A 23,564-nucleotide genomic window follows, 5' to 3' on the forward strand; every position below is an offset into this window, starting at 1 on the left:
CGTGAGTGCCCTCTGTTCGGCAAAGTATGCACCCCGGACAACCCGGTGGGGCCGTGTATGGTGTCCGGGGAGGGAGCCTGTGCCGCCGCCTATCTCTACGGAAGGGAATGACCCGCGATGGAACCACAATATATCACCTTAGACCACGGCAGCGGCGGAGGCCGCACCGCACAGCTCATTGAAGAGCTGCTCCTCCCCGCCCTGCAAAATCCCCACCTGGCCCCTCTGGGGGACGGGGCATTGCTGGATGTAAACGGCCCCCTGGCCTTCTCCACCGACAGCTTTGTCATTGACCCCATCTTCTTCCCCGGCGGGGACATTGGCAAGCTGGCCGTGTGCGGCACCGTCAACGATCTTGCCATGTGCGGAGCGGTGCCCAAATATCTGAGCCTGGGCATAATCTTGGAAGAGGGCTTCCCGGTGGAAGATTTAAAGCGCATCATCACCTCTCTGGCTGCCACCGCCGCCTCCTGTGGGGTGCAGGTGGTCACGGGAGACACCAAGGTGGTGGAACGAGGCCACGGCCATGGAATCTACCTGAACACCTCCGGCATTGGGGAAGTGAAATGGCCGGGGCTGTCCCCCCAGGCCATCCGGGAGGGAGATCAAATTCTGGTCAGCGGCACCGTGGGCGACCACGGCACCGCCGTGATGCTGGCTCGAAGCGGGATGCTCCAGGGGGATGAACTGGTCTCTGACTGTATGCCTCTGAATCAGCTGGCCGCTGCGGCTCTCTCTGCGGGCGGCGTGCGGGTGCTGCGTGACCCCACCCGGGGCGGCGTGGCCACGGTGCTCAATGAGTTTGTGGAGGGCACCCCCCTGTGTGCCCAGGTGCAGGAGGACGCCGTGCCCGTGCGGCCCCAGGTGGAGGCCGCCTGTGCCCTTCTGGGGCTGGACCCCCTGTACTGCGCCAACGAGGGCAAGCTGTTGGCGGTGGTGGACCCCGAGACCGCTCCGGCGGTGCTGGAGGCCCTACACCGCACTCCCGGCGGCGAGAACTCCGCCATCATCGGCTCCATCACCACCCAATTCCCGGGCCGGGCGGTACTGAAAACCGTCTTTGGAGCCCACCGTGTGTTATCCAAGCTATCCGGCGCACAGTTGCCGAGAATCTGTTAAAAAGTGAGGGGATGTCACCATGCAGACCAATGAAAAAATTCAAATTCAGCCCGAAGAGATCGTACCCACCGCAGAGAAGATGCGCCAGGCGGGGCGGCTGCTCATCATGATTCACGGACACATTGAAAACGACGGCACCCCCGTGGTCACCTACGACTACGACGACGGCCCCAATGTTTTGAGCTACGAGGTGCGGGGCCACGCCACCGTGCCCACCATCTCCCACATCTACGACGCCGCCGCCCAGTGGGCGGAGCGGGACGTGGCGGAGCTGGTCCCCATCACCTTTGAGGGTCTGGATTGCAGCCAGCGGCTGTTTATGCCGGACAACCTGCTCAGCGGCGAGGGGCAGATCACCGTCACCCCCATCGAGGTGCTGCGCAAAGAAAACAATATAGAATAACTCTTATAAGCAACAAAAAAAGGTTCCATCCCAGCGGATGGAACCTTTTTTGTATTGGAGATTAGCCCACGTACCCGGCGAACAGGTACCTGCCCAGCACGTCGATGCCCACCTCGGAGAAGAAGCCGAAGGTGTTCAGGCCGGCCATGACCACGAACCACAGAATGAACATGGGGAAGGCCTTCTTGACCACCATCAGGGGGGAGTCACTTTATGGGTTGTCTCTCTCTTCATTTCTCTTTCTCTCTCCTTAGCAGGTTGCGCCGCCCTTAACGGTCTTGTTCAGGATGGCTTCCTTGTTGATGGCCTGGTTGAGCAGCTTATCCTCCACATACTCCATACCCAGACGATCAATGGTGTCGGCAAAGCGCTCACCGGTGATGCCCTCGTCACGGAAGAACAGGATGGCGCGCTCCACCACGTCCAGAACCTCTTCCTCGCTGGTGAAGATCTTGCTCAGGGGGTGGCCATGGGCAACCTTCTTGCCCCAGCGGCCGCCCACGTAGACCTTGTAGCCCTCGGTGTACTCCTCCAGAGCGCCGAAGGGACACTTGCCCTTGCAGCGGCCGCAGTTGTTACACTCGTTGGGATCGATGATCACCTTGCCGTCCACAACCTTGGCCACCTTGATGGGGCAGGCGTTCTCCACCTGGCACACCTTGCAGCCACGGCACTTGGACAGGTCCACCATGGGGACACGCTGACCCACGATGCCCAGGTCGTTCAGGTCAGGCTTGACGCAGTTGTTGGGACAGCCGCCCACGGCGATCTTGAACTTGTGGGGCAGGGTCACGGTGTGGTAGCCCAGGTAGAAGCGCTCGTGGATCTTGTCGCTGAGCGAGAAGGAGTCCAGCAGGCCGTACTGGCAGGTGGTACCCTTACAGGCCACCACAGGACGCACCAGAGAGCCGGTACCGCCGGTGAGCAGGCCGCGCTCGTTGACAAAGTCGATGAGGGGCTGAATGTTCTCGTACTTCACGCCCTGAATCTCCAGGGTCAGACGGGTGGTCATGGTCACCTCGCCGCTGCCGAACTTCTCAGCGGCCTCGATGACGGCACGGTGCTCGTCGGCGGTGATCTTACCGTTGCGGGTGATGATACGCACGTTGAACACGTCGGGGTAACGCTTGTCCTGGAGGCAGCCCAGGCCCTTCACCCGCTTAATCTCAGCGGCGCTCAGAGCGGTGCCGGGGACGGAAATCTTCACAGTGTTGATGAAGGCGCCGCCCTCCAACACGCGGGTGTTGGTGTAGCCCAGGGCCTTGAGGCGGTTCTGGAGGAAGTAGCCGCGCTTGCCCTTGGCGCACACCAGCAGCAGCTTGTCGTCCAGGTTGGTGCCCTCGATGGGGCCGTTGACGGTGGACAGGTTCACCCAAGTGGCGCCGGGCAGAGTGGCGGCGGGGTGAGCGTCCAGCACGCGGTACTCCTTGGCAGCGCCAGCGGCGTACTCGGCGGGAGTGAAGGTCTCGAACGCGCCGGACATCTTGTTCTCCAGGATGTAGCAGGCCTGGACGAAGGGATGAATGGCAGTGGAGAAGGGAGGCGCATAGGCGTAGTCCAGGGTGTCGAAGTCGGCAACCTTGGCGCCCATGGCAATGCCGGTGACGGCAATATCCACCATCTTGTCCACAGCGCCGCCGCCCAGCACCTGGATACCCAGCAGCTTGCCGGTGGTCTTGTCGGCGATGAGCTTGGTGACAAAAGAGGAGGCGTCGGCATAGTAGTGAGCCTTGTCGTCGGTGACGCAGGTCACGGTGACCACGTCATAGCCCTCAGCCTTGGCCTGAGCCTCGGTCAGGCCGGTGCGGCCAGCGTTGAGGTCGTTGGCCAGACGGACCACGCCGGTGCCCATGCAGCCCAGGTAGGGGGCATCGGTGTCAGTGAGGTTCTTGGCAAGGCACCGGCCGGTGATGTTGGCGGTGGAGCCCATGGCGGACCACTGGCCCTTGCCGGTGATGCGGTTGTGCACCATGGCGCAGTCGCCCACGGCGTACACATCATTGAGGTTGGTGCGCTGGTGGTCGTCCACCACGATGGTGCCCTTCACCATCTCCAGGCCGGACTCAGCCAGAAAACCGGTGGCGGGACGGATGCCGATGGCCAGCACCACCACGTCGGCGGGCAGCACGCCGGCGCTGGTGTCCACGCCAGTGGCCTTCTCGGTGCCCACAATGCCCTTGAGGGCGGTGCCAGTGCGCACACGCATGCCCTTACCCTGGAGCTTGCGGCGGACGTAGTCGGCCACCTCAGCGTCAAAGATGTTGGGCATCAGCTGGTCGGCCATGTCCACCACGGTGACGTTCAGGCCCTTGGCCATGAGATTCTCGGCGATCTCCAGGCCGATGAAGCCGCCGCCCACCACCACGGCGTTGCGGCAGTGGTTGTCGTCCACGTAAGCACGCAGACCGATGGCGTCGTCGGGGGTACGCATGGTGTACACGCCCTTCCGGTTCACGCCCTCCACGGGGGGCACGAAGGGCTCAGCGCCCACGGCCACCACCAGCTTGTCATAGCTGACGGTGTTGGCCTCACCGCTCACCACGTTGCGCACGGTCACGGTCTTGGCGTTGGCGTCCACGGAGGTGGCCTCCATACCGGTGACCACGTCCACCCCGGTCAGGCCCTTGTACTTTGCGGGGGTGTTGACGATCAGCTCGTCCCGGGTCTCAATGCTGCCGCCCACATAGTAGGGCAGGCCGCACCCGGCGTAGGAAATGTCCTGGCTCTTGGTGTAGATGGTGACGTTGGCGTCCCGGTTCTCACGCTTGAGCTTGGCAGCGGTCTTGGTGCCTGCGGCAACGCCGCCGATGACGATCACGTTCATATCTCCCTCTCCTTTGTTCATTTTTTCGCAGAATTAAGCGTGTTGATTATACCATACCTTCGATGATATAATTGATTCGACTTAATGATACAACGATTCAAATTCTGAATCACCCACTTTACCTATGAAAGAACTGGGGTATGTCTATGCTGGACTATCGAATGGAAACCTTCCTCATCCTGTGTGAGGAGATGAATTACCGCAAAACCGCCCAAATTCTGCATCTTTCTCAGCCTGCCGTCACCCATCACATTCAATTTCTGGAGCACGAGTACGGGTGCAGTCTGTTTACCTACGCCGGGCGGCAGCTGATTCAGACCCCCCAGGGGCGGGCGTTGGAGGAGTATGCCCGCTCGGTGAAGCACAACGACCTGGAAGTGCGGCGCAAACTCTCCAATCAGCACGTACTGGAGCTGAAGGTGGGGGCCACCAAGACCATCGGGGACTACGTCATCAACCACCGGGTCAACCGCTTCCTCACCAGCCAGGACCACGCCCTCACCTTCATTGTGGACAACACCGAGCACCTGCTGCAAATGCTGGACGACGGCCAGCTGGACTTTGCAGTGGTGGAGGGGTATTTTAGCAAGACCCACTTTGAATGGCAGTTGTTCCGCCAGGAGCCCTTTGTGGGCATCTGCCACAAAAACCACCCCTTCTGTGGCCGCAAGGTGGGCCTGCCCGAGCTGCTCACCGCCACCATCATCCACCGGGAGGCGGGCTCCGGCACCCGAGCCATTCTGGAACAGAAGCTCAAGGGCTACAACGAGTCTCTGGAGCGGTTTGACCGCCACATCTGTATCAGCTCCTTTAAGCTGATTTTGGATGCAGTGAAGCAAAACCTGGGAGTCAGCTTTGTCTATGAGGCTTTGGCGGACAGCGACCCCCAGCTGGGCAAGTTCTGGATGGAGGGAGACCCCATTATCCGGGAATTTAACATTGTATACTTAAAAAATACCGACCCACAGGAGAAAATCCGGCTCTTTCTCCAGGGGTAAACCCAAGAGCTGTCGCAGATGCGGCAGCTCTTACTTTCATATTGACTTTAATTTTATTGAAGTATATAATCAATATTATTAAAGAAAGGAGGGTATGCCTCGTGGCTTTGGACATCATGCCCGAGTGGATGGCCAATCTGGAGGAGGAAGACCTGGTGTTTATCAAAAAGTTTCTCCTCTCCTCCGGGTCTTTGAAGGAGATGGCCCGTCAATATGGGGTGACCTACCCTACAGTTCGGCTGCGTCTGGACCGACTGATTCAGAAAATTCAACTCAGCGACCAAGTGGAGGGCGAGCCGTTCATCGCCCTCATCAAGCGGCTGGCCCTCCAGGATAAGCTGGACTTTGACACTGCCAAGCTGCTCATCACCCAGTACAAAAAACAACAAGGAGGAGAATAACATGCATATCCCCTGGAATACCATTACGCTTTTGGTCATTTTGGTGGGCATCGTTCTGCTGCAAATCTTCCTCTCCCGCCGGGAGAGCCGCTGGCCGGGGCTGGTATTGCCCAGTCTCACCTTTCTTTTGAGTCTCTGCGTCACCTTGGGCGGTGCCCTATTTCTCTATATTCCCACTCAGGACAGCACCCTTGGAGCCGTGATTCTCCCCACCCTCCTGCTGTTTTTGCTGTACAACATCCCCACCTTGGTGCTGTTGGGCATCTACTTTGCCTGTCGGGAGAAGTACAGCCGGAAAAAACAGCTGGACAAGATGAACATTCAAGACCTGGACGGTTGACGGCCCCCGCAGAATGGGATACACTGGACTTGAATCTGAGGGGCAACCGCCCCCACCCAGGAAAGGAGTGTCCCCCATGAAAAAGCAATGGTTGATGGGCCTGGCCCTGAGTTTGGTTTTGCTGGCTGGCTGTTCCGCCTCCAACGTGGTCAAGACCTATGACAGCGAAGAAGACGGCGTGATGGTCACCTACCAGGAGCTGAAAGACGGCACCTGGAAATGTGAGGGCACGGTATACCCGTACCGTCTGGAACTCTCCGGAACCCTACTAAACGCCCGAGTGGATTCCCACTATGTCGTGCTGAGCCAGCGGGAGGACGTTACATTTGAGGAGGTCTCTCAGGCACTGCTGAGCAGCATTGCCCCCTTTGACCCGGTGGGCTATGTTCTGGTGGAAATGGATTGAGTGGCTGGTTTCGCCGTATCAATAAAGCCCCCGCCCTTTGGATGGCACAATGCTATCCAAAGGGCGGGGGCTTTTCTCTGCTGGACAAAGGTACAACGAGCATGTAAACTAGAGGTTGCAACCAAAACTTGCCTGAATGCAACCCCTATGTGGTTTCATTTTGGTTCAATATCCGATAGATTTGAGGTGTCAACATGGTACTGTCAGAAAAATTAGCGGCGCTTCGGAAAGAGCACGGATACTCTCAGCTGTATGTGGCGGAGCGTCTCAACGTGTCCCGCCAGGCCATCTCCCGCTGGGAGGTGGGCAGCTCTGTCCCCTCCACAGAGAACCTGCTGGAGCTCAGCCGCCTGTACGGGGTGTCCCTGGATGAATTGGTGGGCCGCGATGCAGAAAGCCTGACACAAACCGCTCCAGAGATGGAAACTGTACATCAAGAGCCCGTCCCTCAACCGCAGAAAACAAACATGGTTCGTATTTCCAAGAAAACACTTTACTTCGGCTGCGTTGCGTTATGTCTCGTTTTTTTTGTGCCTTCTAGCTGTCTGGCTATGGAATGCCAAACGCGTTCAAAGGGAAAACGATGGATATGACACTATACGATATGAGGATATGTCGAACGGAGGGACACCTTCTGAAGACCAACCTTTTGACCTTGATTGAGTAGACATATTGATATTATTCTAGATTTAAAAATTGCAATGGAGAACATTATGAACCAAATCTCGAAAACAGTTCTTGTATTTTTTCTCTCATCTTGTGTAGTTTTTTTATGTAGTATGGCAGCCTCAGCCGCAGGGCATCAGGCCCAAAACTGTTTGAATACTGTCCCGTACTCACAACTATCAGGACAACAAGTTAATTTTCCATCTGCACTTAACAACTTTGACTTTTATGTTGACTCCACCAGAGCCACCAATCATGTTGATCTTATTGTAGATGCAGGAAAATTTAGAAAATCAACCTCTGCTTTTTCCTTAGAGTCTGGGGAAATAGTTAAATTAAATTTTATCTATTCTCCCCAAAATGCATCACCACAAGTCGGTCTTGTTGGACCCGATGGAGTCTTCCGTTATGTAAGCGGCGCAAATGGAAGTATTCAAAAAAATATAATTATTAGCAAAACAGGAAACTATTACTTGGCATTTCAGAACAATTCCAATGTGTCTGTTCAAATTATGGGTTTTGTCTACTACTAATAAATAGGTATATTACAAAAAAGTAGTGATACACAATGCAGAAATTTACCGCAAGACCATGAGTTCTTGTGCTCCATGAAGTCCTACACTGTGAATACGGATTCTTTCGCTGCTGTTCTGTGCTATGTTCGCCATTCCTATCATTGCTGCCTCTTTAACCCCAGCCATGGCTTACGCATGTCCACATACGTCTACAAAGGTTGTGAGAGAGGTCAGGCAAATCACTCCGCATACTGAGACACAACATAAAGTTGATTACAAAACTAGCACAGTTTGTAATGATTGCCATGCCGTGCTATCCACAAATTACAGTTTTAAGTATGAGTCTCATTCTATGCGAACCCTTTCAAGTATCCACAATTCGTCAAAGGGAACACATACATACAGAATTTCTTGCGCATCTTGTGGATACTTTAGAATTGAAACTATTCCCTGTTCTGGCCCTCCCTGCTACGACCCGTTTTAGCCTGAATTTCTTGACTTCACAGAATAGGTATAAGCAGCGGACAGCACAACTTCTTCTGAGTGAAATACGTTGATCGCAAAATCAGAGATTTAATAGGACTCTGAACCGATTGCCTGTGATTGAACAGCAAACAGATCTATTGGGGTAATCCAAATTTTGAGAAAAACACACTGTGTACCTCTTACATTTGGATCAACACTTGTGGAAGAATTTCGCTGTCACCGCATGTCCATCGGTTCAGAGTTTCCTGCTATTCCTACTGTAGGGACGCTGAGCAAAATAAATCGGGAAAGAGGGGGATACCATGACAGGAAGAATCCGATTGACCCGCCGTCCAGGTGTCACGGTTTTGTGGCTGGCGGCTCTGACCGCTGCGGCTCTGCTGTTGTGCGTGGGAAGCGGCGTGCTCTGGTCCGTCATCGGGCTCCAGGGCTATATGGACGAGCACTTCACCTCAGTGGCCGTCCTGACGCGGACCGAGGAACAGATGGAGGAGCTGGAGCAGTCCATGGCAGCCGGAGGTTTGGGCGAGGTTCTGTCTGCCCCTGTCCTCTCCCAGCAGGAGCTGGAGCAGATCTCCGCCATGCCCCAGGTGCGCATGGTGGACGCCCGGGGACTGACGGCAGCCTATAGTCCCTCTTTGCGCCCAGTGTCGTCGGCGGAGACCGAGAAGGCATACAACACATACTTGGATTCCCCTTACAACCAAGTGATGCTGGTGGGGCGAGTCCTCCAAGCAGATACTATCCGTACTCTCCAGGAGATGGACACCACCGAGCTAGATGGACAGGTACACACCTACACGGAAGTGGAAACCAGTGGAAAGCTGGCGGTAGAACAGGTCATTATCGCCCATGAGGCCTATGACATTCCCCAGGAGATCGACTTGGACTTGCGGTATGTCAGTGAGGACCCGGAGGACTGTGTGCAGGTGGGCCAGCGGTATGTCTTCTACGGGGTATATGATGCAGGGCTACAGCACACCCTGCTGGACCAGCTCCATGAGACTGCTGGACAAGAGCATGGGCGCACCCCCACTTTACAGGTGGATGACGGCGTAGACATGACCGCCACCTACCTCCGAGAGGATGGAACGTATGCTTTTGTGAGCAGCGGAGATATCGAGCCTCGCTTCCCGTCCTTTGCCCCTATTTCGGGCAGTGCAGACGAATTCTTTTCTGACCCCGACCATGAACTGTGGCAAAAGACCCGTGATGAGATGGAGATCACCCTGCACAGTGTGCCTCTCATGGGTACCGACTGTTTGGAGAGTGTATATGCCTTCCAGCAGGGGGACAGCTATCTGGTAAGCGGAAGAAGCTTTACCCAGGAGGAGTATCACACCGGGGCTCCGGTGTGCGTCATCAGCGAGGCGGTGGCCCATGCCTCCGGCCTGTCTGTGGGGGCTGAGCTGAACCTCTCTCAGTACGAGGCTTTGATGAATTATGAAGAATACGCCAACTTAGGTGGGTACCTGGCCACGTCAGGGTATTTGCAGAGAAACGTAGCCGGAGGCGGCACGGAGCTGAACAATCCCTCCACCCGTCCTTATCTCAGCCAGTACGGCTTTGCCACCCAGGAGGAGACCTTCACGGTGGTGGGCATTTACCGTCAGGACCAGTGGTGGGACAGCGCCGCCAGCTTTGCCATGACGCCCAATGTGGTGTTTACCCCCTCAAAGGCTTTGGCAGATTGTGCCTACCGGAGCGATGTGGGGGGTGTCTACCTTTCGGTGGTCCTGGAAAACGGTACGGCCCAGGACTTTCAGCAGGCCACCGGAGGTCAGACCACTGAGGGCCGATGGCTAGTGGACGATCAGAACTACACCCAGGTCCAGGCTGGCGTGGAGCAGCTGCAAGCTGCCGCACGAATCTTAATGGCAGCCTGCGTGGCAGGCTGGGTGCTGATTGTGCTGTTCTACCTGGTCTTGTACCAGGTAGGAGAGCGGCGCAACCTGGGTATCATGATTTCTGTGGGGGCTGGAAAGGGCCGTGCCATCCGTTACCTGGTGGGCAGCGGCCTCATTTTGGTAGCCGTGTGCACAGGGTTAGGCCTGGCCCTCAGCCAGGTAGTGGACCGGGCTGTGCTGGATATGGTCCTGTCTGTGAGCATGAAGCAAGCCTCTGCCACCGCTATGAGTAGCGCGTCCCAGCTGGATACCCAGCTCATCGGCGAGGGCTTGACCCAGGGCAGCGCCTCCAGCTGGCAGGGCGCAGCGCTGCTGGCTGGGCTGTCTTTGGTGGTCGTGGCGTTGGTGATGCTTCTCCAGGCTTGGCACTTGAGCCGGCAACGGCCGAGAAAGCTGATGGAGGGATGAGAAATGTCTCCCTTTCTTGTGAAACGGCTATTGCGACGGCCTGTGCTATTGCTGGTGACCTTTGTGTTTTGTCTGGGCTGCTGTGGGCTGCTAGGTTACCTGTTGGGCTATTTGGACCGTCAGCAGCAGGAGCTGGACCGGGTACAGGACAGCTTTGACATCCTGTGCGTGGTGAGCAACACCCAGGGCAGTTCCACCACCGGACTAGGAATCAGCCCCACCTACCTCCAGGTCCTGGCGGACCCCGATTTGGAAGACGGGGCCGCCGCCTATGTGCGGGATTTACAGATGACCAAGGAGTTTTACGCCACCCCCGGTCAACAGGAGGCGGGACAGGGGCAGGAGCTACAGGTCATTGGGCTGACCGACCCGGAATTGGCTCCTGCTCTGGATGAGGCCATGGGGGCCCCAGTGCTGTGGCTAACCCAGGGAGACTTTTTCGGGTCCCAGGGCCCGTTGTGCGTGGTGTCGGAGACGATGTATCAGCAGCTAAGAGAGAAGGAACAGACGGAACTTTCTCTCCTCCTGCGAGACCCACTGTCCCCGGAGACAGTGGAAGAGGAGGTGACCCTGACGGTGGCGGGGGTTCACGTCGGGGACTCGTCCACCGTGTATCTGCCCTGGGGCTATACCCAGAAGCTGATGGAGGATTGCTTTCACTATGTCAGCTGTGATTCTCTGCAATTCTATGTCCGGGACAATCGGCAGATTCAGGCCCTGTATGACCGGGTAAAGCGCTTGTTCCAGCCAGTAGACATCCAAGGTGGGTATACCCTCTATTCCTATGCCTTGACCATCTATGACCAGCAATACTGGAGCACTTTGGCCACCCTCCAGCAAAACATCCACCGCAGCCAGTACACCATTCCCATTCTACTGGTACTGGTGGTTTTGGCGGGGGCGCTGATCAGCTTTCTGGCAGTGCGCAGCGCTCGACGCAGCTATGCGCTGATGCGGATACAGGGACTGAGCCGGATGGGGCTACTGGCCACTGTTTTGGTGGAACTGCTCCTCCCTGCGCTGGTTGGCTGCGGACTGGCGGCCGTCCTGTGGCGGCAGTGGCTTCCACTGGTGCTGTTTTTGGTGTGCTATGTGGTAGGAGGAATGGCGGCGGCCATCCGCCCGGTCCTGGCCCGACCTGCCATGATTTTGAGACAACAGGAGTGATGACATATGGCGATGCTGCGAGCGGAGCAGGTCTCCTTCTCCTATCAAGGGAAACATGAGACTGTCCATGCTGTGAAAGACTTCAACTATGACTTCAAACCGGGCTCTTTCTATGCCATTGTGGGCAAGAGCGGCAGCGGAAAGACCACCCTGCTGTCTCTGCTGGCGGGGCTAGAATTACCCACTCAGGGGCAGGTAGCGTTTCAGGGGGATACCACCACCCAAATGGACTGTGACCTCTTCCGCCGAGACCATGCGGCGGTGATTTATCAGAACTTCAATCTGTTCCCCCAGCTCACCGCCCAGGAAAATGTGATGTATCCCCTGCGACTGCAAAAGGTAGACCGGCAGGAGGCAGCTCAACGGGCCCAAGAGGCGTTGGCGCAAGTAGGGCTGAGTCCGACCCAGTGGTGCCGGTACCCCAGCCACCTCTCCGGCGGCGAGCAACAGCGTGTGGCCATTGCCCGCACGCTGGCCATCCGCTGTGAGATCATTCTGGCCGACGAGCCCACCGGGAATCTGGATGAGGAGAACACCAAAAGTATTACCGACTTGCTGCTGCGCCTGGCCCATGAGCAGGATCGGTGTGTCATCGTGGTCACACATGATCGATCCATTGCCGCCCGGGCCGATGCTGTGCTGGAACTGCGGGATGGGCGTCTGTTGCAACAAGAACAGGCCCATGAGGAATAACCTTTAACAGACAAGGAAAGCCCCCGGAAACGACTCATATTGCGTTTCCGGGGGCTCATCTTATAGATCTCGATTATACAGCTTGGCCACAAACTTCCGGCCCCCTACCATAAACAGCAGGATGGCCGCCACGTCCACCGCCTCCAGCAGGAGGATGACGTGGCGCTCGTCCATGCCCTCGGCCAGCGTTCCGGCCAGGAGGGTGCCCGCCACACCGCCCAGAGAGCACAGCATCTGGAAGGTACCGTTGAACCGGGCCCGTTTCGTGTCCGGCACATAGGACTGGGTGGCCGCAATGCGGATGTTGTAGCTGGTAACCCCCAGCACCCCGGTGATGAAAAAGGCCAGGGCCATGAGGGGGATGGGCAGATACAGCTCAATAGCCGCATTCAGAGCCACCACAAAATACACGCACAAGGCGATGCGGAACTTCCAGTTGGTGGGGAAATGCACCTTGTAGTGGATGAGGCCGCCAATCAGCCGCCCGATCACCGCCGCGTTGGAGACGATAGCATACAGGGTCACCGCCGCCACCGGCCACATGGCATAGAGGTAGGCGTGGCTGCGGAAAAAGGGCAGGTGCAGGGTACCGCCGCCGCTTCCGGCAAAGTTGCTCACGGTGAAGTACAGCGTCACCGCCAGAAGCCCCTTCTCGGAGAGGATGTAGGACATGCCCTCCTTGAAGTCCACGCCGAACTGCCGCAGGGGGTTCTGGCTCTGCACCGGGGCAGCCTTATCCATGTGGGTCTCCTGGTAGCGAATGGTCCGCTCAAAGCAGGCGGCCACAAAAAAGCTCACCGCATCAATGGCCAACAGGGGCAGCACACTGCCCATACTGTCATAGATGAGGGCGGCCAGCGGGGCGGTCATGGCCGCCAGAGGCCAGAGCAAGCTGGAAATGGAATAGGCCTTGGAGAAGTTTCCTTCCGTGATGAGGTTGGGATAGAAACTGTCGTAGGCCACGGAATACATGCTGTTGATGGCCCCGGTGATGAGGCAGAAGGCCAGCAGCACCAGGTAGTTAAACCAGCCCTGACTCATGAGCAGGAACATCAACAGGTAGAGAAAGGCGGACAGGAAGTCCAGCCGATAGATCACCTTCTTCCGGCTCATGCGGTCCAGGTAGGGCCCCGCCAACAGGGGGACCACCAGCACCGGAAGCTGGAAACAGATGTTGAAAATTGCGTATAAAAGGGTGGACCCGGTGTAGTCCAGCACCATGATACTCATGGCAAAGCCGGACAAGGTACTGCCCACCATAGACACCACACTGCCCAATGTGATGATGGTGAAGTCCCGGGTCCACAACGTAGACGGGGTACTCAAAACTCTCCTCTCTCGCAGAACAATACGATTGGAAAACCCGCTCTTTCGTGGTATAATAGCCGCACAACGGCTATTATACCAGGATTTCAATTGCCGTTTTTCTCACCCCTTACGGGGCAACCGAAAAACTTGGCATATATACCATTCCAGCTCCGCCGAAATGGTATATTGTCAGGGAATCCACCAAGGAGGGGTCCTCCCATGAAACGCAGTAAACGACTCACTCTCTTGTGGGCGGTGCTGGCAGCCCTGGTGCTGCTCACCGGAGCCATTGCCGCCCCCATTTTATGCCGCTCCTTCTACTATGTCCACATCGACGCGCTGAACCTCACCGAACAGATCGGCCTGTCTGAGACCGAAATCCGCCGGGCCTATAACGAGATGATGGACTACTGTACCGGCGGCGACACCTTTTCCACCGGCATCCTCCCCCATTCCCAGGAAGGGGCCAGCCACTTTGCCGACGTGCGGAGCCTGTTTTTGCTGGACCTGCGGCTGTTGGCTGTGGGTGTAGCGGCGTGTGTGGTGCTCTTCGTCCTCACCCGCCTTCTAAAACGCCGGTGTGCCCCCATTCTGGGCCGTGGGCCCGGATTCTGGGCAGGGGCCGGGCTTGGGGTCAGCTTCGCCGTGATCGGCGGCCTGGCCGCCCTGGACTTTGACCGGGCCTTTGTGGTCTTTCACCACCTGTTCTTCCCCGGCAAAGACAACTGGCTCTTCAACCCCAACACCGACCCCATTATCTTCATTCTGCCCCAGGTATTTTTCCGCAACTGTGCCCTCTTGATTTTAGGGCTGTTGCTGGTGGGATGTATCGGGATGATTGTATGGGATTTCGTCAGGCCAAAGGCACGGGTTTAAAAACTTCCCCCACTTCCACAGCGGAAAAGCCGCCTGCGGAAATCTCGGTGATTCTATCCCCGAAGGGCACCTCCTGGCCCTCCGGCAGCAAAGCGTGGACGGTGACGTGGTCGGTATAGTCCACATCCCCCACCACCCCACCCAGGGCGGTGACCTCCAGCTTCACCCGCTCGAAGAAGTTATAGGGGCAGTCCACGGTGACTTCCACCCATCGGCGCACCACCGAGATGCCCGACTCATCCAGGGCCATTTTCGAGGCCTGGGTATAGGCCCGCACCAGGCCCCCGGCCCCCAACAGAATACCGCCAAAGTAGCGAGTGACCACGCAGCACACGTTGGTCACTCCTTCTTTTTGGAATACCCCCAGCATGGGCTGGCCCGCCGTGCCCTGGGGCTCACCGTCGTCGGAGTAGCGCACCGCACCGTCCTTGACAATGTAGCACCAGCAGTTGTGCCGGGCGTCGTGATACTTTTTCTTGGCCCACTCGATGCAGGCCCGGGCCTCCTCCTCGGTCTCAATGGGCCACACGTGGCCGATGAACTCCGAGCGCTTTTCCACCAGGGTGGCCTGGGCCTCCCGGGTGGGGATGAGGTATTCACTCATGTCGGTTCAGTCCTCCCAGTCCTCTTTGTGGGGCTTCCACCCCTCCACCAGAGGGCCCAGCCGTCCGATGGTCTTGGGGGTACACACCGCCACCACGTCGATGGTCTCAGTGTAGTCCACCTTCTCCACCTTGCTCTCCCGGTACAGGGTGTCCAGCAGGCCTCCCTGGTCGTAGGGCAGGTGGATGGTGACCCGGCGTGCCCCGGTGTCCAGACGGCGGCCAATGGCCTCCAGCAGCTGGGGCAGGCCCGCTCCCGTGCGGGCGGAGATGGACACAATGTCCTCCCCGTGGGGGAGAATCTCCGCCGGGGCCAGGTCGCACTTGTTAAAGACCTCCAGGCGGGGGGTCTCAGCGGCGCCCAGCTCCAGAATGAGCCGGTCCACCACGTCCGCCTGCTCCCGCCACAGGGGGTCGGAGGTGTCAATGACGTGGAGCAGCAGGTCTGCAAAGGTCAGCTCCTCCAGGGTGGCCTTGAAGGCATCCACCAGCTGGTGGGGCAGCTTGGAGATAAAGCCCACGGTGTCGGAGATGAGCACGGTGCAGGTGTCCGAGATCTCCAGCATCCGGGTGGTGGTGTCCAGGGTGTCAAAGAGGCGGTTGTTGGCGGGAATGTCCGCCCCGGTGAGGGCGTTGAGCAAGGTGGACTTTCCGGCGTTGGTGTAGCCCACAATGGCCACCACCGGCACCTCATTTTTCTCCCGGCGCTCCCGCTGGGTGGCCCGCACCCGGCGCACGTCCTTGAGCTCATCCTCCAGCTTGGCAATTTTCCGGTGGATGTGGCGGCGGTCGCTCTCCAGCTGGGTCTCGCCGGGGCCACGGGTGCCGATGGCGCCCTCCTGCCGCTCCAGGTGCTTCCACATACCGGTCAGGCGGGGCAGCAGATACTTGTACTGGGCCAGCTCCACCTGCAAGCGGCCCTCGCTGGTGCGGGCCCGCTTGGCGAAGATGTCCAGAATGAGGGCGGCCCGGTCCATCACCGTCACCCCCAGCTCCTCGGTGAGCACCCGCTGCTGAGAGGGGGAGAGGGGGTTGTCAAAGATGACAATATCCGCCCCCAGGGTGCCCACCAGCTCCTTGACCTCGGCGGTCTTCCCCTCGCCGATGAAGGTGCGGGGCTCAGGATTGGGTCTATTTTGCAGCACGGTGCCCAGACAGGTGCCTCCGGCGGTGTCCAGCAGAGCCGCCAGCTCCTCCAGGGTCTCCTCAGTGGCGTTCTCCTCCCTGGTGAGGCTGGGGGCGTTGAGCCCCACCAGGATGGCTCGGTTGATTTCTTTTACTTGTGTATCTTCGAACATAGAAACTCCTCTAACATTCGTCTTGCTCGGACCGTGCCCTCGGCAGAGTTTCCCCGCCCCCAGGCGGGGAAATCAATTGAAATCCCGTTTTTCCCGAGGACATGCGCATCGGGAAAAACACTTCTCAGCCCGCAAGTGTGAGGCTTGCCCGTCCTTTGGGCAAGCCTTGCGCGCAGTGGGCTGCAACACTCCACCATTGAACGGGCACATGGTGTCCGTTCAATGGTGTTTGACCAGGGCCTCCACAATCTCCCCGATGTACATGGTGTGGTAATCTCCCTCCGGGTACCACTTCTCCCGCACGTCCTCCGGGATGTAGGAGGGATTCATGCGCTGGGCCATGCGCTTGCGGCACACCAGCACCATGTCCGCTTCTTCAAAATACGGGGCGTCCCCCGCTGCTGTGGCCACGGTGAAGCCGCACTCTGCCACCTTGTCCACATCTCTGCCGCTCTTGGACCCGCACAGGGCCAGCTGAGGACGGTACTCAGGGCCAAAGAAAGAAAGGGTGAAATACTCCTCACGGTCCACAAACTCCTTGGTGTACCGCTGGGGCCGGATATAGGCAATGGCAATGGGGCTGCCCCACAGGATGCCCAGGCCACCCCAGGAGGCGGTCATGGTGTTGCAGTCCTCCTTGTCCCCGGCGGTAATGAGCATCCACTGGTCACCAATGGCGGAAAAGACGTTAAAGTCCAACTCCTTGGGTTCCACTTTTTTCAACATGATGGTAGCCTCCTTGTATCTTTGATAGTTTCATTATATGCACCTTTGCATAAAAAGACAAGGAGACGTTGCACACTGCAACGTCTCCTTGAAAGAAACCATAAGATTAGCCCAAACCGAACTTCTTGTTGAAGCGGCTGACACGTCCGCCGGTGTCCACCATCTTCTGCTTACCGGTGTAGAAGGGGTGACACTTGGAGCAGACTTCCACCTTAATGTCCTTCTTAGTAGAACCAGTCTCGATCACGTTGCCACAGGCGCAAGTAATAGTGGTCTGCTGATAGTTGGGATGGATGCCTTCCTTCATGGAATTCACCTCTTTCTTTCGAAAATAAGTCCAGGAGCCCAATGACTCCATGTAAACGCAACATGTATCTTACCACGCTTAGGGAAAAAAAGCAAGGGCTTTTTCAAATTATTTTATTTTCCAGCTGATTTCTTCCCCCAGGCTGAAAAACCACAGAGTGCAGCGGCCCACGGGCCGCTCCAGAGCCTGGGACAGAGCCCGGCTGTAGGCCTCCAGCTGGGGGCGATATTCCTTGGCCCGCTGCTCCACCGTGGCCTCACTGACCCGGTCGGTCTTGAAGTCCAGCACCGTCACCGTGCCGTCTTCCTCCACAAACCAGCAGTCCACCACACCCTGGAGCAACACCTCCTCCCCCGCCTCGGCGTTGGGGTAGTAGTCGGCGGCGGGCACCAGCATGGAAAATTTAAATTCCCGCTCCATCTGGGGCGAGGCCACCAGCCGCTGTCCCAACGGAGACTGGAAGAAGGCCAGCACTCGCCCGGGGTCCACCGCCTCCCCCTGCTGGGGGGTGATAAATTGCATCGCCACCAGCCGGGCAATCTCCTCCTGAATCTCCTCCAGGGTATGGGTGCGGTCAAAGTTCAAATACTGCATCACCATATGCAGGGCGGTGCCCTGCTGGGCGGGGGTGAGGGGCCGCTGGCCCTGGAACACCGGGCGGCGCAGGGTCACTGTGGGCTTGGCGGGGGCGAACTCCACCCCGTCCTGGGCTGCCTCGGCGTCCTTGTCCCGCCCCTTTAGCTGGGTGGCGGTGAGCTTGGAGGGCATCTGGGCGGACACCTGGTGGGGATAGGTCCAGGTGAGGGCGTCCTGCCACCCGGCGGGCAGCTCCACCCCCTGCTCTGCCTCTCCACTCATCTCCAGGGGGCCCACCCGAGCCGCATCCTCCTGGGTGGGAGTGAGCAGCTTCACGTCCCAGCGGTACCCCTGCTGGGAGGCGCTGCACGGGCGCTGGAGGCCCAGCTCGTCCCACAGGGGCTGGCTGTCCTCCCGGCACAAAGCGGGGGTGAGCACCCACTCGGCCATGCAGGAGGCCCCCGCCACCTGCCGGGGCGGCGGCGGGCACTGGGCCTGGGCCGCCAGCTTGTCCAGCTTCAAATTCTTGCCGTTGACGCTGGTGAATAGAATGAGCTTGTGCTCGGCCCGGGTCATGGCCACGTACAAAAGGCGCATCTCCTCGGCGATGAGCTGCTGGCTCAAACGCAGGGCCACCCCGTCCCGGGCAATGGTGGAGTAGCGGAGCATCCGCTGGCGGTCCACCCGCTTGGGCCCCAGGCCCAAATCCGGGTGGAAGAGGATGGTGGACCGGGTGTCCTCGGTGTTGAACTGGTGCTCTAAGCCGCACAGGAACACCACGGGGAACTCCAGGCCCTTGGAGCGGTGGATGGACAGAATGCGCACGCCCCCCACGCTCTCCCCCTCCACGGGGACGGGCAGGCCGTTTTCCGCCAGGCGGGTGAGGTGGATGAGAAAGGCCATGAGGCCCTTGTGCCCGCCCGACTCAAACCGCCTGGCCTCCTCATACAGGGCCATGAGGTTGGCTCTGCGGGCCCCGCCCTGGGGCATGGCGGCGAAGATGGCGGGCAGGTCGGTGCGCTGGTAGATGTACCACAGCAGCTTGTGGCTGCTCTCCTCGGCGGCCAGAGCCCGCAGTTCCCCCAAGAGGGACAGGAAGGCCACGCAGTCCGCCTCCTCCCGCTGGGCCCCCGCCTCCACCGCCTCATACAAACAGCCGGAGCACCCGGCCCGCAGCTGGGCCAGGCGGTCCGGGGAGAATCCCAACACCGGGGAGCGGAGGACGGACAGCAGGGGCACGTCCTGCCGGGGGTTGTCCACCACCTGTAACAGGGAGATGGCCACCGAAATCTCGGTGGTGCCGAAGAACTCCCTCCCCCCTTCGGCGCTCCAGGGGATGCCCGCCTCGTCCAGGGCGGCGGCATACCACCGCAGGGTGGAGCCGGGGGAGCGGAGCAAAATCACCATGTCATCGGGGCGCAGGGGGCGGTCCCCGATGGGAAGCCCCGAGGCCAGCAGCTCCTTCATCCGCCGGGCCACCAGCCGGGCCTGCACCAGGTCCTTGTTCACCTTGTCCTCCTGGTCGGGCAGCTGGGACAAGTCCACACAGCAAAGCTCGGTGGCATACTGGGGGTCGGGCTGCAAATCCTGCCGCCCGTGGCGCAGGGCCTGGTTCTCATCGTAGTCCAGCTCCCCCACCGACTGGGTCATGACGTTGCGGAAGACAAAGTTGGTAGCGTCCAGCACCTCCGGACGAGAACGGAAGTTGGCGGACAGGGGGATGGTGCGCCCCTGCCCCGGCTCTGCGGTCTCCCAGGGGGCAAAGCGACGGTACTTGTCCAGGAAGATGGTGGGGTCTGCCAGGCGGAAGCGGTAGATGGACTGCTTCACATCTCCCACCAGAAACAGGTTGTCCCCCTGGGACAGGGCATCAAAGATGGCGTTTTGCACCCCGTTGGTGTCCTGGTACTCGTCCACCATGATCTCCACATACCGCTTGCGCCACTCCAGGGCCAGCTGAGAGGGATTCCCCTCCCCATCTGTCAGCAAAGCGGCGGTGCGGTGCTCCCCGTCGGCAAAGTCAATGAGGCGGTGTCGGCCCTTGAGGGCCACAAAGGCCCGGTCGAACTCCGCCACCACGTCCAACAGGGCGGTCATGGCGGGAGCAATGGCCCGCAGATCCTCCATGGCCTCCGCCCCGGTGACCTGGAAGCGTTGTTTCAGCTTCTCCAGCTGTTTTTTACAGCTCTCCCGCAATCCCTTGGCCCGCTCTTTCAGGGCCTCATCGCAATCGCCCCGCTTGGCCTTGGGGCGCTCAAAGGCCACTTGCTGCAAGACCTGGGCCAACTCATCCCAGCCCTGGGCCTCCCGCACCCGCTCCAGGCCGTAAATGGTGGTACCCAAGGTGCCTCCATAGTTGTTCCACAAAATGGGGTCCTCCTCCAGCTCCTGCAACACCCCTTGCAGGGTGTGGGCCCAATACTGGGCCAGCTCCTGGGCATCGGAGAGGAGCAGCTTGCCCCAGGGGGTGTCCTCCGGGGCGGTCTCCCCGCTCAAATCAAAGTCCGCCTTGCGCTCCATGAGCCAGTCCAGGGGACTGGCCTGGCTCTGCACCTTGGCGTGGATATCCAGAATCACCGACTCCAGGGTCTGGTCGTCCCGGTCCCCGGCCATGCTGTCGGCCAGGGCCTGGAAGCCTGGGTCGTTTGCAATGTTGGCGTACCGCCCTTCCAGCACTGTCTCCAGGGCCTCTCGGCGCAGCTCCTCCCCGGTGCCCTGGTCGCACAGACGGAAGTCCGGGTCCAGCCCCGCCAGGTGGCCCCACTGGCGCAAAAAGTCCAGACAGAAGGCGTCAATGGTGCAGATCTGGGCCTGATAGACTAGAGTAGCATTGCGGCGCAGGTGCCGGTCGTTGGGTCTTTGGGCCAGCCGGGCATGGATGGCGGCGGCAATGCGGTCCCGCAGCTCCGCGGCGGCGGCGTTGGTGAAAGTGATGACCAGAAAGCGGTCCACATCTTCCCCCTGCTCGATGCGCTGCATCAGACGCTCCACCAACACCCGGGTCTTGCCGGAACCGGCGGCCGCAGACACCAGCAGGTCACCCCCCCGGTTGTCCACCACCGCCTGCTGCTGGCGGGTGAGTTCAATTGCCATCGTCTCCACCTCCCATTCGGTCCTTCATCCAATTCCAAAATTCCACCGCCCGCTTACTCCGTCTCCGGCGCAGGGTGTCCCCTAAGCACTCCTCAAAGTGGCAGGCAGAGCGGAACTCACACCACTGACAGGCGTTGTGCTGGGCGTCCCGCCAATAGGGGTCGGCGTCAATGTTGCCCACCGCCACCTGGCTGGCGGCCTGGCGCAGTACCTGGGTGACATACTCGTCCAGCTCCCGCATCTGCTCTTCGTTCACCAGGCAGTCCCGGTTGCGGGAGTTGATGGGCAGATAGCGGTATTTGCCGTCTGGAGCCTCCTCCATGGCGTCAATCACCGCCGGATCATCCAGCACCAGCCCCTGGCGGCGCAGCTGTTTCTCCTGCTCCTGGGCCACCGCTTGAGGGTCGGTGTTGCGGCTGCCATCCACCAGGGCGGTGCGGGCAGGCACATACAGCACCCCGGCGGGGATAAGGGTCTGGTCTCCAAACAGTGCCTCACCGTTGCGGCTGAGGGCGAAGAGGTAGAGGAGCATCTGTAAGCCCCGCCCGTCCTCCACCTCCGCAAAGTCGAAGGCCTTCTTTCCGGTTTTATAGTCCACCACCCGCAGGTAGCGCTTTCCCTCGTGCTCCCAGCTGTCCACCCGGTCCACAAAGCCGGACAGACGCAGGGTAATGCCGTCCTGCTCCACCTCCACCGGGGGCAGCTGCTCCCCTTTGCCGAAGCCCAGCTCCAGCCACACGGGGACGAACCGGGAGGCGGACAGCTCCCCGGCCACGCTGTCCACCACCGTGAGCACCGACTGCTTCATGCGGTCGAAGAGCCAGCGGAACCGGGCAGTCTCGTCCTCCAGGCCCTGGAGCACCTCGGTTTCATAGCGGTCCGCCGCCTCCTTGGCCAGAGCCCGGCACTGCTCCGGGGCGGGGTGCTGGCCCAGCACTTCCTCCAGCACCGCATGGACAAAGGTGCCGTAGTCGGAGGGGGCGAACTTGGCCCGCTTCCGGGGCTGGGCCTTGAGGCCAAACCGGAGAAAGTGGCAGAAGTGACAGGACTGGTACAGGTCCAGCCGGGTGGCGGACATGGGCACCGCCTTTCCGTACAGGGTGCGCACCCCCTGGGGGGACAGGCGGCCGCGCCGCCACTGTCCCGCCTCCTGGAGCCGCTGCACCCGGTCCCGCATATCCGGCAGCTGGGACAACACCGTCCGCACCTGCCCCACTCGTCCCGCCGCCTCTAAGGCGGGGCCTGGGGCGGCCAGACGGCAGGACACATCGGCGGGGTCGCCGTGTCGGGCAGTGGGAAACAGCTGGGTGAGCCGCTCATAGAGGAAGCTGGGCCCCCGCTCCTGCCCCGCCCCGTCCTGCTGGGCGTAGCTGACATACAGCCCCTGGGTGGGGCGGGAACAAGTCTCGTACACGATGGTCAATTCTCGGCGCAGCTGCTCCTCCTGCCGGGAGGCCAGCTCCACCTCCAGGGCCGCCAGAGCCTCCCGGTCCTGGTCGGAGAAGAGTCCGGCGGCGGGGGCACAGCTGGGGATGGCGGTGGAGTCCGCCCCCAGGAAAAACAGGTATTTGCACTCCTTGTGGGCCATGCGGGTGGCCTCGCCCACCGTGACCCGGTCCAGGGACACAGGGATAGCTCCCACGTCGTACTGACTGAGCACCAGAGCGAAGAGGCGGGCAAACTCCTCCATCTCCAGCTGGGTATCCCCCAGCAGCAGGGCGCACTGCTCCAGGCCACCCACCACAATGTCCCACAGCTGGCGGTACTGGGCGGCGGTGTTCAGGTCGCCCCGGCGCTCCAAGCTGGCCGCCCGCTCTTCCAGGCGTTTTGGCAGGTCGATGTCCTCCAACAGCTGATAGAGGGCCTGGGCCCGCCCGGCCCCGGTCTGGTCGGGACACTTACGCATCCGCTCCAGAGGAGCGATCACCTGGCGGCGTAGATTGTCCAGCCGCTGCACCAGGGCGGTGTCCTCCTCGGAGAAGGTGAGGCCGTACCCCTGGGGGTGCATGTTCCAGGGCTTTTTCCGGGTCCACAGGCTTCCCTTGATGTTCCAAGTGAGAACGTAGTTCTCCAGCGTGTCCCGCTCCTCCCGGGTCAGGGGAGTGAGGTCGGTTTTCAGGTAGCGGAACAGCTCCTCATAGGGGTAGTCCTGGGCAGCCGCCGCCAAAGCCGAAGTGACCAGGGCCAGCACCGGGTGGCGCAGCACGTCCTCCATGGCGCTGAGGTAGACGGGGATGCCGTACTGGGCAAAGACGCTCTCCACCAGCTCCCCGTACCCCTCCAGCCGCCGGGGACACACCACGATGTCCCGGCACCGCACCTTCCCGGTGCGCAACAAAGCCACGATCTCACTGGCGGCCCACTCCACCTCCTGCCGGGGGGTGGCGGCCTGGGCCAGGGTCACAGGGCATTCCACTGTCCAAGGGTCAGGTAGAGGGCCGTACA

The 23,564-nt window shown here is 59.8% G+C and carries 20 protein-coding genes and 1 pseudogene; 13 read left to right on the plus strand and 8 right to left on the minus strand.

Annotation, left to right across the window (positions count from 1 at the left end; translation table 11 throughout):
• The 3 genes and pseudogenes from E0L15_RS09200 to E0L15_RS09210 form a co-directional block, all read left to right on the plus strand.
• A pseudogene (locus tag E0L15_RS09200) lies at positions 1-111 on the plus strand (hydrogenase formation protein HypD); the annotation flags it as partial.
• Between the two features lie 6 nt (positions 112-117).
• Positions 118-1,119, plus strand: a complete 1,002-nt coding sequence (gene hypE / locus E0L15_RS09205; RefSeq protein WP_168125356.1) for a hydrogenase expression/formation protein HypE — start codon at positions 118-120, stop codon at positions 1,117-1,119.
• A 19-nt stretch (positions 1,120-1,138) separates the two neighbouring features.
• The gene (locus E0L15_RS09210) at positions 1,139-1,522 is read left to right on the plus strand and encodes an NADH-quinone oxidoreductase subunit C (RefSeq protein ID WP_168125357.1); all 384 of its coding nucleotides are present in this window, start codon (positions 1,139-1,141) and stop codon (positions 1,520-1,522) included.
• Between the two features lie 250 nt (positions 1,523-1,772).
• Here E0L15_RS09210 and E0L15_RS09215 read toward each other — a convergent pair whose 3' ends face one another.
• Positions 1,773-4,346 (minus strand): FAD-dependent oxidoreductase, encoded by a 2,574-nt coding sequence (locus E0L15_RS09215; RefSeq protein WP_168125358.1) that lies wholly within the window; start codon positions 4,344-4,346, stop codon positions 1,773-1,775.
• A 146-nt stretch (positions 4,347-4,492) separates the two neighbouring features.
• Here E0L15_RS09215 and E0L15_RS09220 point away from each other — a divergent pair, with 146 nt between their 5' ends.
• From E0L15_RS09220 to E0L15_RS09260, 9 genes are all read left to right on the plus strand, one after another.
• Positions 4,493-5,344 (plus strand): LysR family transcriptional regulator, encoded by an 852-nt coding sequence (locus E0L15_RS09220; protein WP_168125359.1) that lies wholly within the window; start codon positions 4,493-4,495, stop codon positions 5,342-5,344.
• Positions 5,345-5,445: 101 nt separating this feature from the next.
• The gene (locus E0L15_RS09225) at positions 5,446-5,745 is read left to right on the plus strand and encodes a DUF2089 family protein (RefSeq protein ID WP_168125360.1); all 300 of its coding nucleotides are present in this window, start codon (positions 5,446-5,448) and stop codon (positions 5,743-5,745) included.
• 1 nt (position 5,746) lies between these two features.
• Positions 5,747-6,085 (plus strand): hypothetical protein, encoded by a 339-nt coding sequence (locus E0L15_RS09230; protein WP_168125361.1) that lies wholly within the window; start codon positions 5,747-5,749, stop codon positions 6,083-6,085.
• A 76-nt stretch (positions 6,086-6,161) separates the two neighbouring features.
• Positions 6,162-6,491, plus strand: a complete 330-nt coding sequence (locus E0L15_RS09235) for a hypothetical protein (protein ID WP_243155454.1) — start codon at positions 6,162-6,164, stop codon at positions 6,489-6,491.
• Between the two features lie 194 nt (positions 6,492-6,685).
• Entirely contained in the window at positions 6,686-7,084 is a 399-nt protein-coding gene (locus E0L15_RS09240) for a helix-turn-helix transcriptional regulator (RefSeq protein ID WP_168125362.1), read from the plus strand.
• A 120-nt stretch (positions 7,085-7,204) separates the two neighbouring features.
• A complete protein-coding gene (locus E0L15_RS09245; protein ID WP_168125363.1) occupies positions 7,205-7,690 on the plus strand; it encodes a hypothetical protein in 486 nt (161 codons plus the stop codon).
• Positions 7,691-8,460: 770 nt separating this feature from the next.
• Positions 8,461-10,473 carry a hypothetical protein gene (locus tag E0L15_RS09250; RefSeq protein ID WP_168125364.1) on the plus strand — a complete coding sequence of 671 codons (2,013 nt, stop codon included), beginning with the start codon at positions 8,461-8,463 and terminating at the stop codon, positions 10,471-10,473.
• Positions 10,474-10,476: 3 nt separating this feature from the next.
• Positions 10,477-11,640: a hypothetical protein gene (locus E0L15_RS09255; protein WP_168125365.1), complete on the plus strand. Its 1,164-nt coding sequence runs from the start codon at positions 10,477-10,479 to the stop codon at positions 11,638-11,640.
• A 6-nt stretch (positions 11,641-11,646) separates the two neighbouring features.
• The gene (locus tag E0L15_RS09260) at positions 11,647-12,333 is read left to right on the plus strand and encodes an ABC transporter ATP-binding protein (RefSeq protein ID WP_168125366.1); all 687 of its coding nucleotides are present in this window, start codon (positions 11,647-11,649) and stop codon (positions 12,331-12,333) included.
• 60 nt (positions 12,334-12,393) lie between these two features.
• Here E0L15_RS09260 and E0L15_RS09265 read toward each other — a convergent pair whose 3' ends face one another.
• Entirely contained in the window at positions 12,394-13,659 is a 1,266-nt protein-coding gene (locus E0L15_RS09265) for an MFS transporter (protein ID WP_168125367.1), read from the minus strand.
• A 201-nt stretch (positions 13,660-13,860) separates the two neighbouring features.
• Here E0L15_RS09265 and E0L15_RS09270 point away from each other — a divergent pair, with 201 nt between their 5' ends.
• Positions 13,861-14,517 (plus strand): TIGR01906 family membrane protein, encoded by a 657-nt coding sequence (locus tag E0L15_RS09270; RefSeq protein ID WP_168125368.1) that lies wholly within the window; start codon positions 13,861-13,863, stop codon positions 14,515-14,517.
• Here the strand turns inward: E0L15_RS09270 and E0L15_RS09275 are convergent.
• From E0L15_RS09275 to E0L15_RS09300, 6 genes are all read right to left on the minus strand, one after another.
• Complete coding sequence (locus E0L15_RS09275; protein ID WP_168125369.1) at positions 14,495-15,121, minus strand: YigZ family protein; 627 nt, start codon at positions 15,119-15,121, stop codon at positions 14,495-14,497. The genes E0L15_RS09270 and E0L15_RS09275 overlap by 23 nt on opposite strands.
• A 6-nt stretch (positions 15,122-15,127) precedes the next feature.
• The gene (gene hflX / locus E0L15_RS09280) at positions 15,128-16,417 is read right to left on the minus strand and encodes a GTPase HflX (protein WP_168125370.1); all 1,290 of its coding nucleotides are present in this window, start codon (positions 16,415-16,417) and stop codon (positions 15,128-15,130) included.
• Positions 16,418-16,636: 219 nt separating this feature from the next.
• Entirely contained in the window at positions 16,637-17,143 is a 507-nt protein-coding gene (locus E0L15_RS09285; RefSeq protein WP_087231300.1) for a flavin reductase, read from the minus strand.
• Between the two features lie 106 nt (positions 17,144-17,249).
• Positions 17,250-17,450, minus strand: coding sequence for a 50S ribosomal protein L31 (gene rpmE, locus E0L15_RS09290; RefSeq protein ID WP_087231297.1), 201 nt, complete (start codon positions 17,448-17,450; stop codon positions 17,250-17,252).
• A 108-nt stretch (positions 17,451-17,558) separates the two neighbouring features.
• A complete protein-coding gene (gene addA, locus E0L15_RS09295) occupies positions 17,559-21,119 on the minus strand; it encodes a helicase-exonuclease AddAB subunit AddA (protein WP_168125371.1) in 3,561 nt (1,186 codons plus the stop codon).
• Positions 21,109-23,564, minus strand: a 2,456-nt coding sequence (locus E0L15_RS09300; RefSeq protein ID WP_168125372.1) for a PD-(D/E)XK nuclease family protein, incomplete at its 5' end; no start/stop codon positions are given. The genes addA and E0L15_RS09300, both read right to left, overlap by 11 nt.

The sequence above is a fragment of the Pseudoflavonifractor sp. SW1122 genome, from assembly GCF_012027765.1.
Classification (GTDB): Bacteria; Bacillota; Clostridia; order Oscillospirales; family Oscillospiraceae; genus Enterenecus; species Enterenecus faecium.

Coding starts and splice junctions, on each gene's coding strand:
- E0L15_RS09215 (WP_168125358.1), bottom strand. CDS start 4,346: ATGAACGTGATCGTCATCGGCGGCGTTGCCGCAGGCACCAAGACCGCT.
- E0L15_RS09230 (WP_168125361.1), top strand. CDS start 5,747: ATGCATATCCCCTGGAATACCATTACGCTTTTGGTCATTTTGGTGGGC.
- E0L15_RS09210 (WP_168125357.1), top strand. CDS start 1,139: ATGCAGACCAATGAAAAAATTCAAATTCAGCCCGAAGAGATCGTACCC.
- E0L15_RS09220 (WP_168125359.1), top strand. CDS start 4,493: ATGCTGGACTATCGAATGGAAACCTTCCTCATCCTGTGTGAGGAGATG.
- rpmE (WP_087231297.1), bottom strand. CDS start 17,450: ATGAAGGAAGGCATCCATCCCAACTATCAGCAGACCACTATTACTTGC.
- hypE (WP_168125356.1), top strand. CDS start 118: ATGGAACCACAATATATCACCTTAGACCACGGCAGCGGCGGAGGCCGC.
- E0L15_RS09260 (WP_168125366.1), top strand. CDS start 11,647: ATGGCGATGCTGCGAGCGGAGCAGGTCTCCTTCTCCTATCAAGGGAAA.
- addA (WP_168125371.1), bottom strand. CDS start 21,119: ATGGCAATTGAACTCACCCGCCAGCAGCAGGCGGTGGTGGACAACCGG.
- hflX (WP_168125370.1), bottom strand. CDS start 16,417: ATGTTCGAAGATACACAAGTAAAAGAAATCAACCGAGCCATCCTGGTG.
- E0L15_RS09285 (WP_087231300.1), bottom strand. CDS start 17,143: ATGTTGAAAAAAGTGGAACCCAAGGAGTTGGACTTTAACGTCTTTTCC.
- E0L15_RS09240 (WP_168125362.1), top strand. CDS start 6,686: ATGGTACTGTCAGAAAAATTAGCGGCGCTTCGGAAAGAGCACGGATAC.
- E0L15_RS09255 (WP_168125365.1), top strand. CDS start 10,477: ATGTCTCCCTTTCTTGTGAAACGGCTATTGCGACGGCCTGTGCTATTG.
- E0L15_RS09245 (WP_168125363.1), top strand. CDS start 7,205: ATGAACCAAATCTCGAAAACAGTTCTTGTATTTTTTCTCTCATCTTGT.
- E0L15_RS09270 (WP_168125368.1), top strand. CDS start 13,861: ATGAAACGCAGTAAACGACTCACTCTCTTGTGGGCGGTGCTGGCAGCC.
- E0L15_RS09235 (WP_243155454.1), top strand. CDS start 6,162: ATGAAAAAGCAATGGTTGATGGGCCTGGCCCTGAGTTTGGTTTTGCTG.
- E0L15_RS09250 (WP_168125364.1), top strand. CDS start 8,461: ATGACAGGAAGAATCCGATTGACCCGCCGTCCAGGTGTCACGGTTTTG.
- E0L15_RS09275 (WP_168125369.1), bottom strand. CDS start 15,121: ATGAGTGAATACCTCATCCCCACCCGGGAGGCCCAGGCCACCCTGGTG.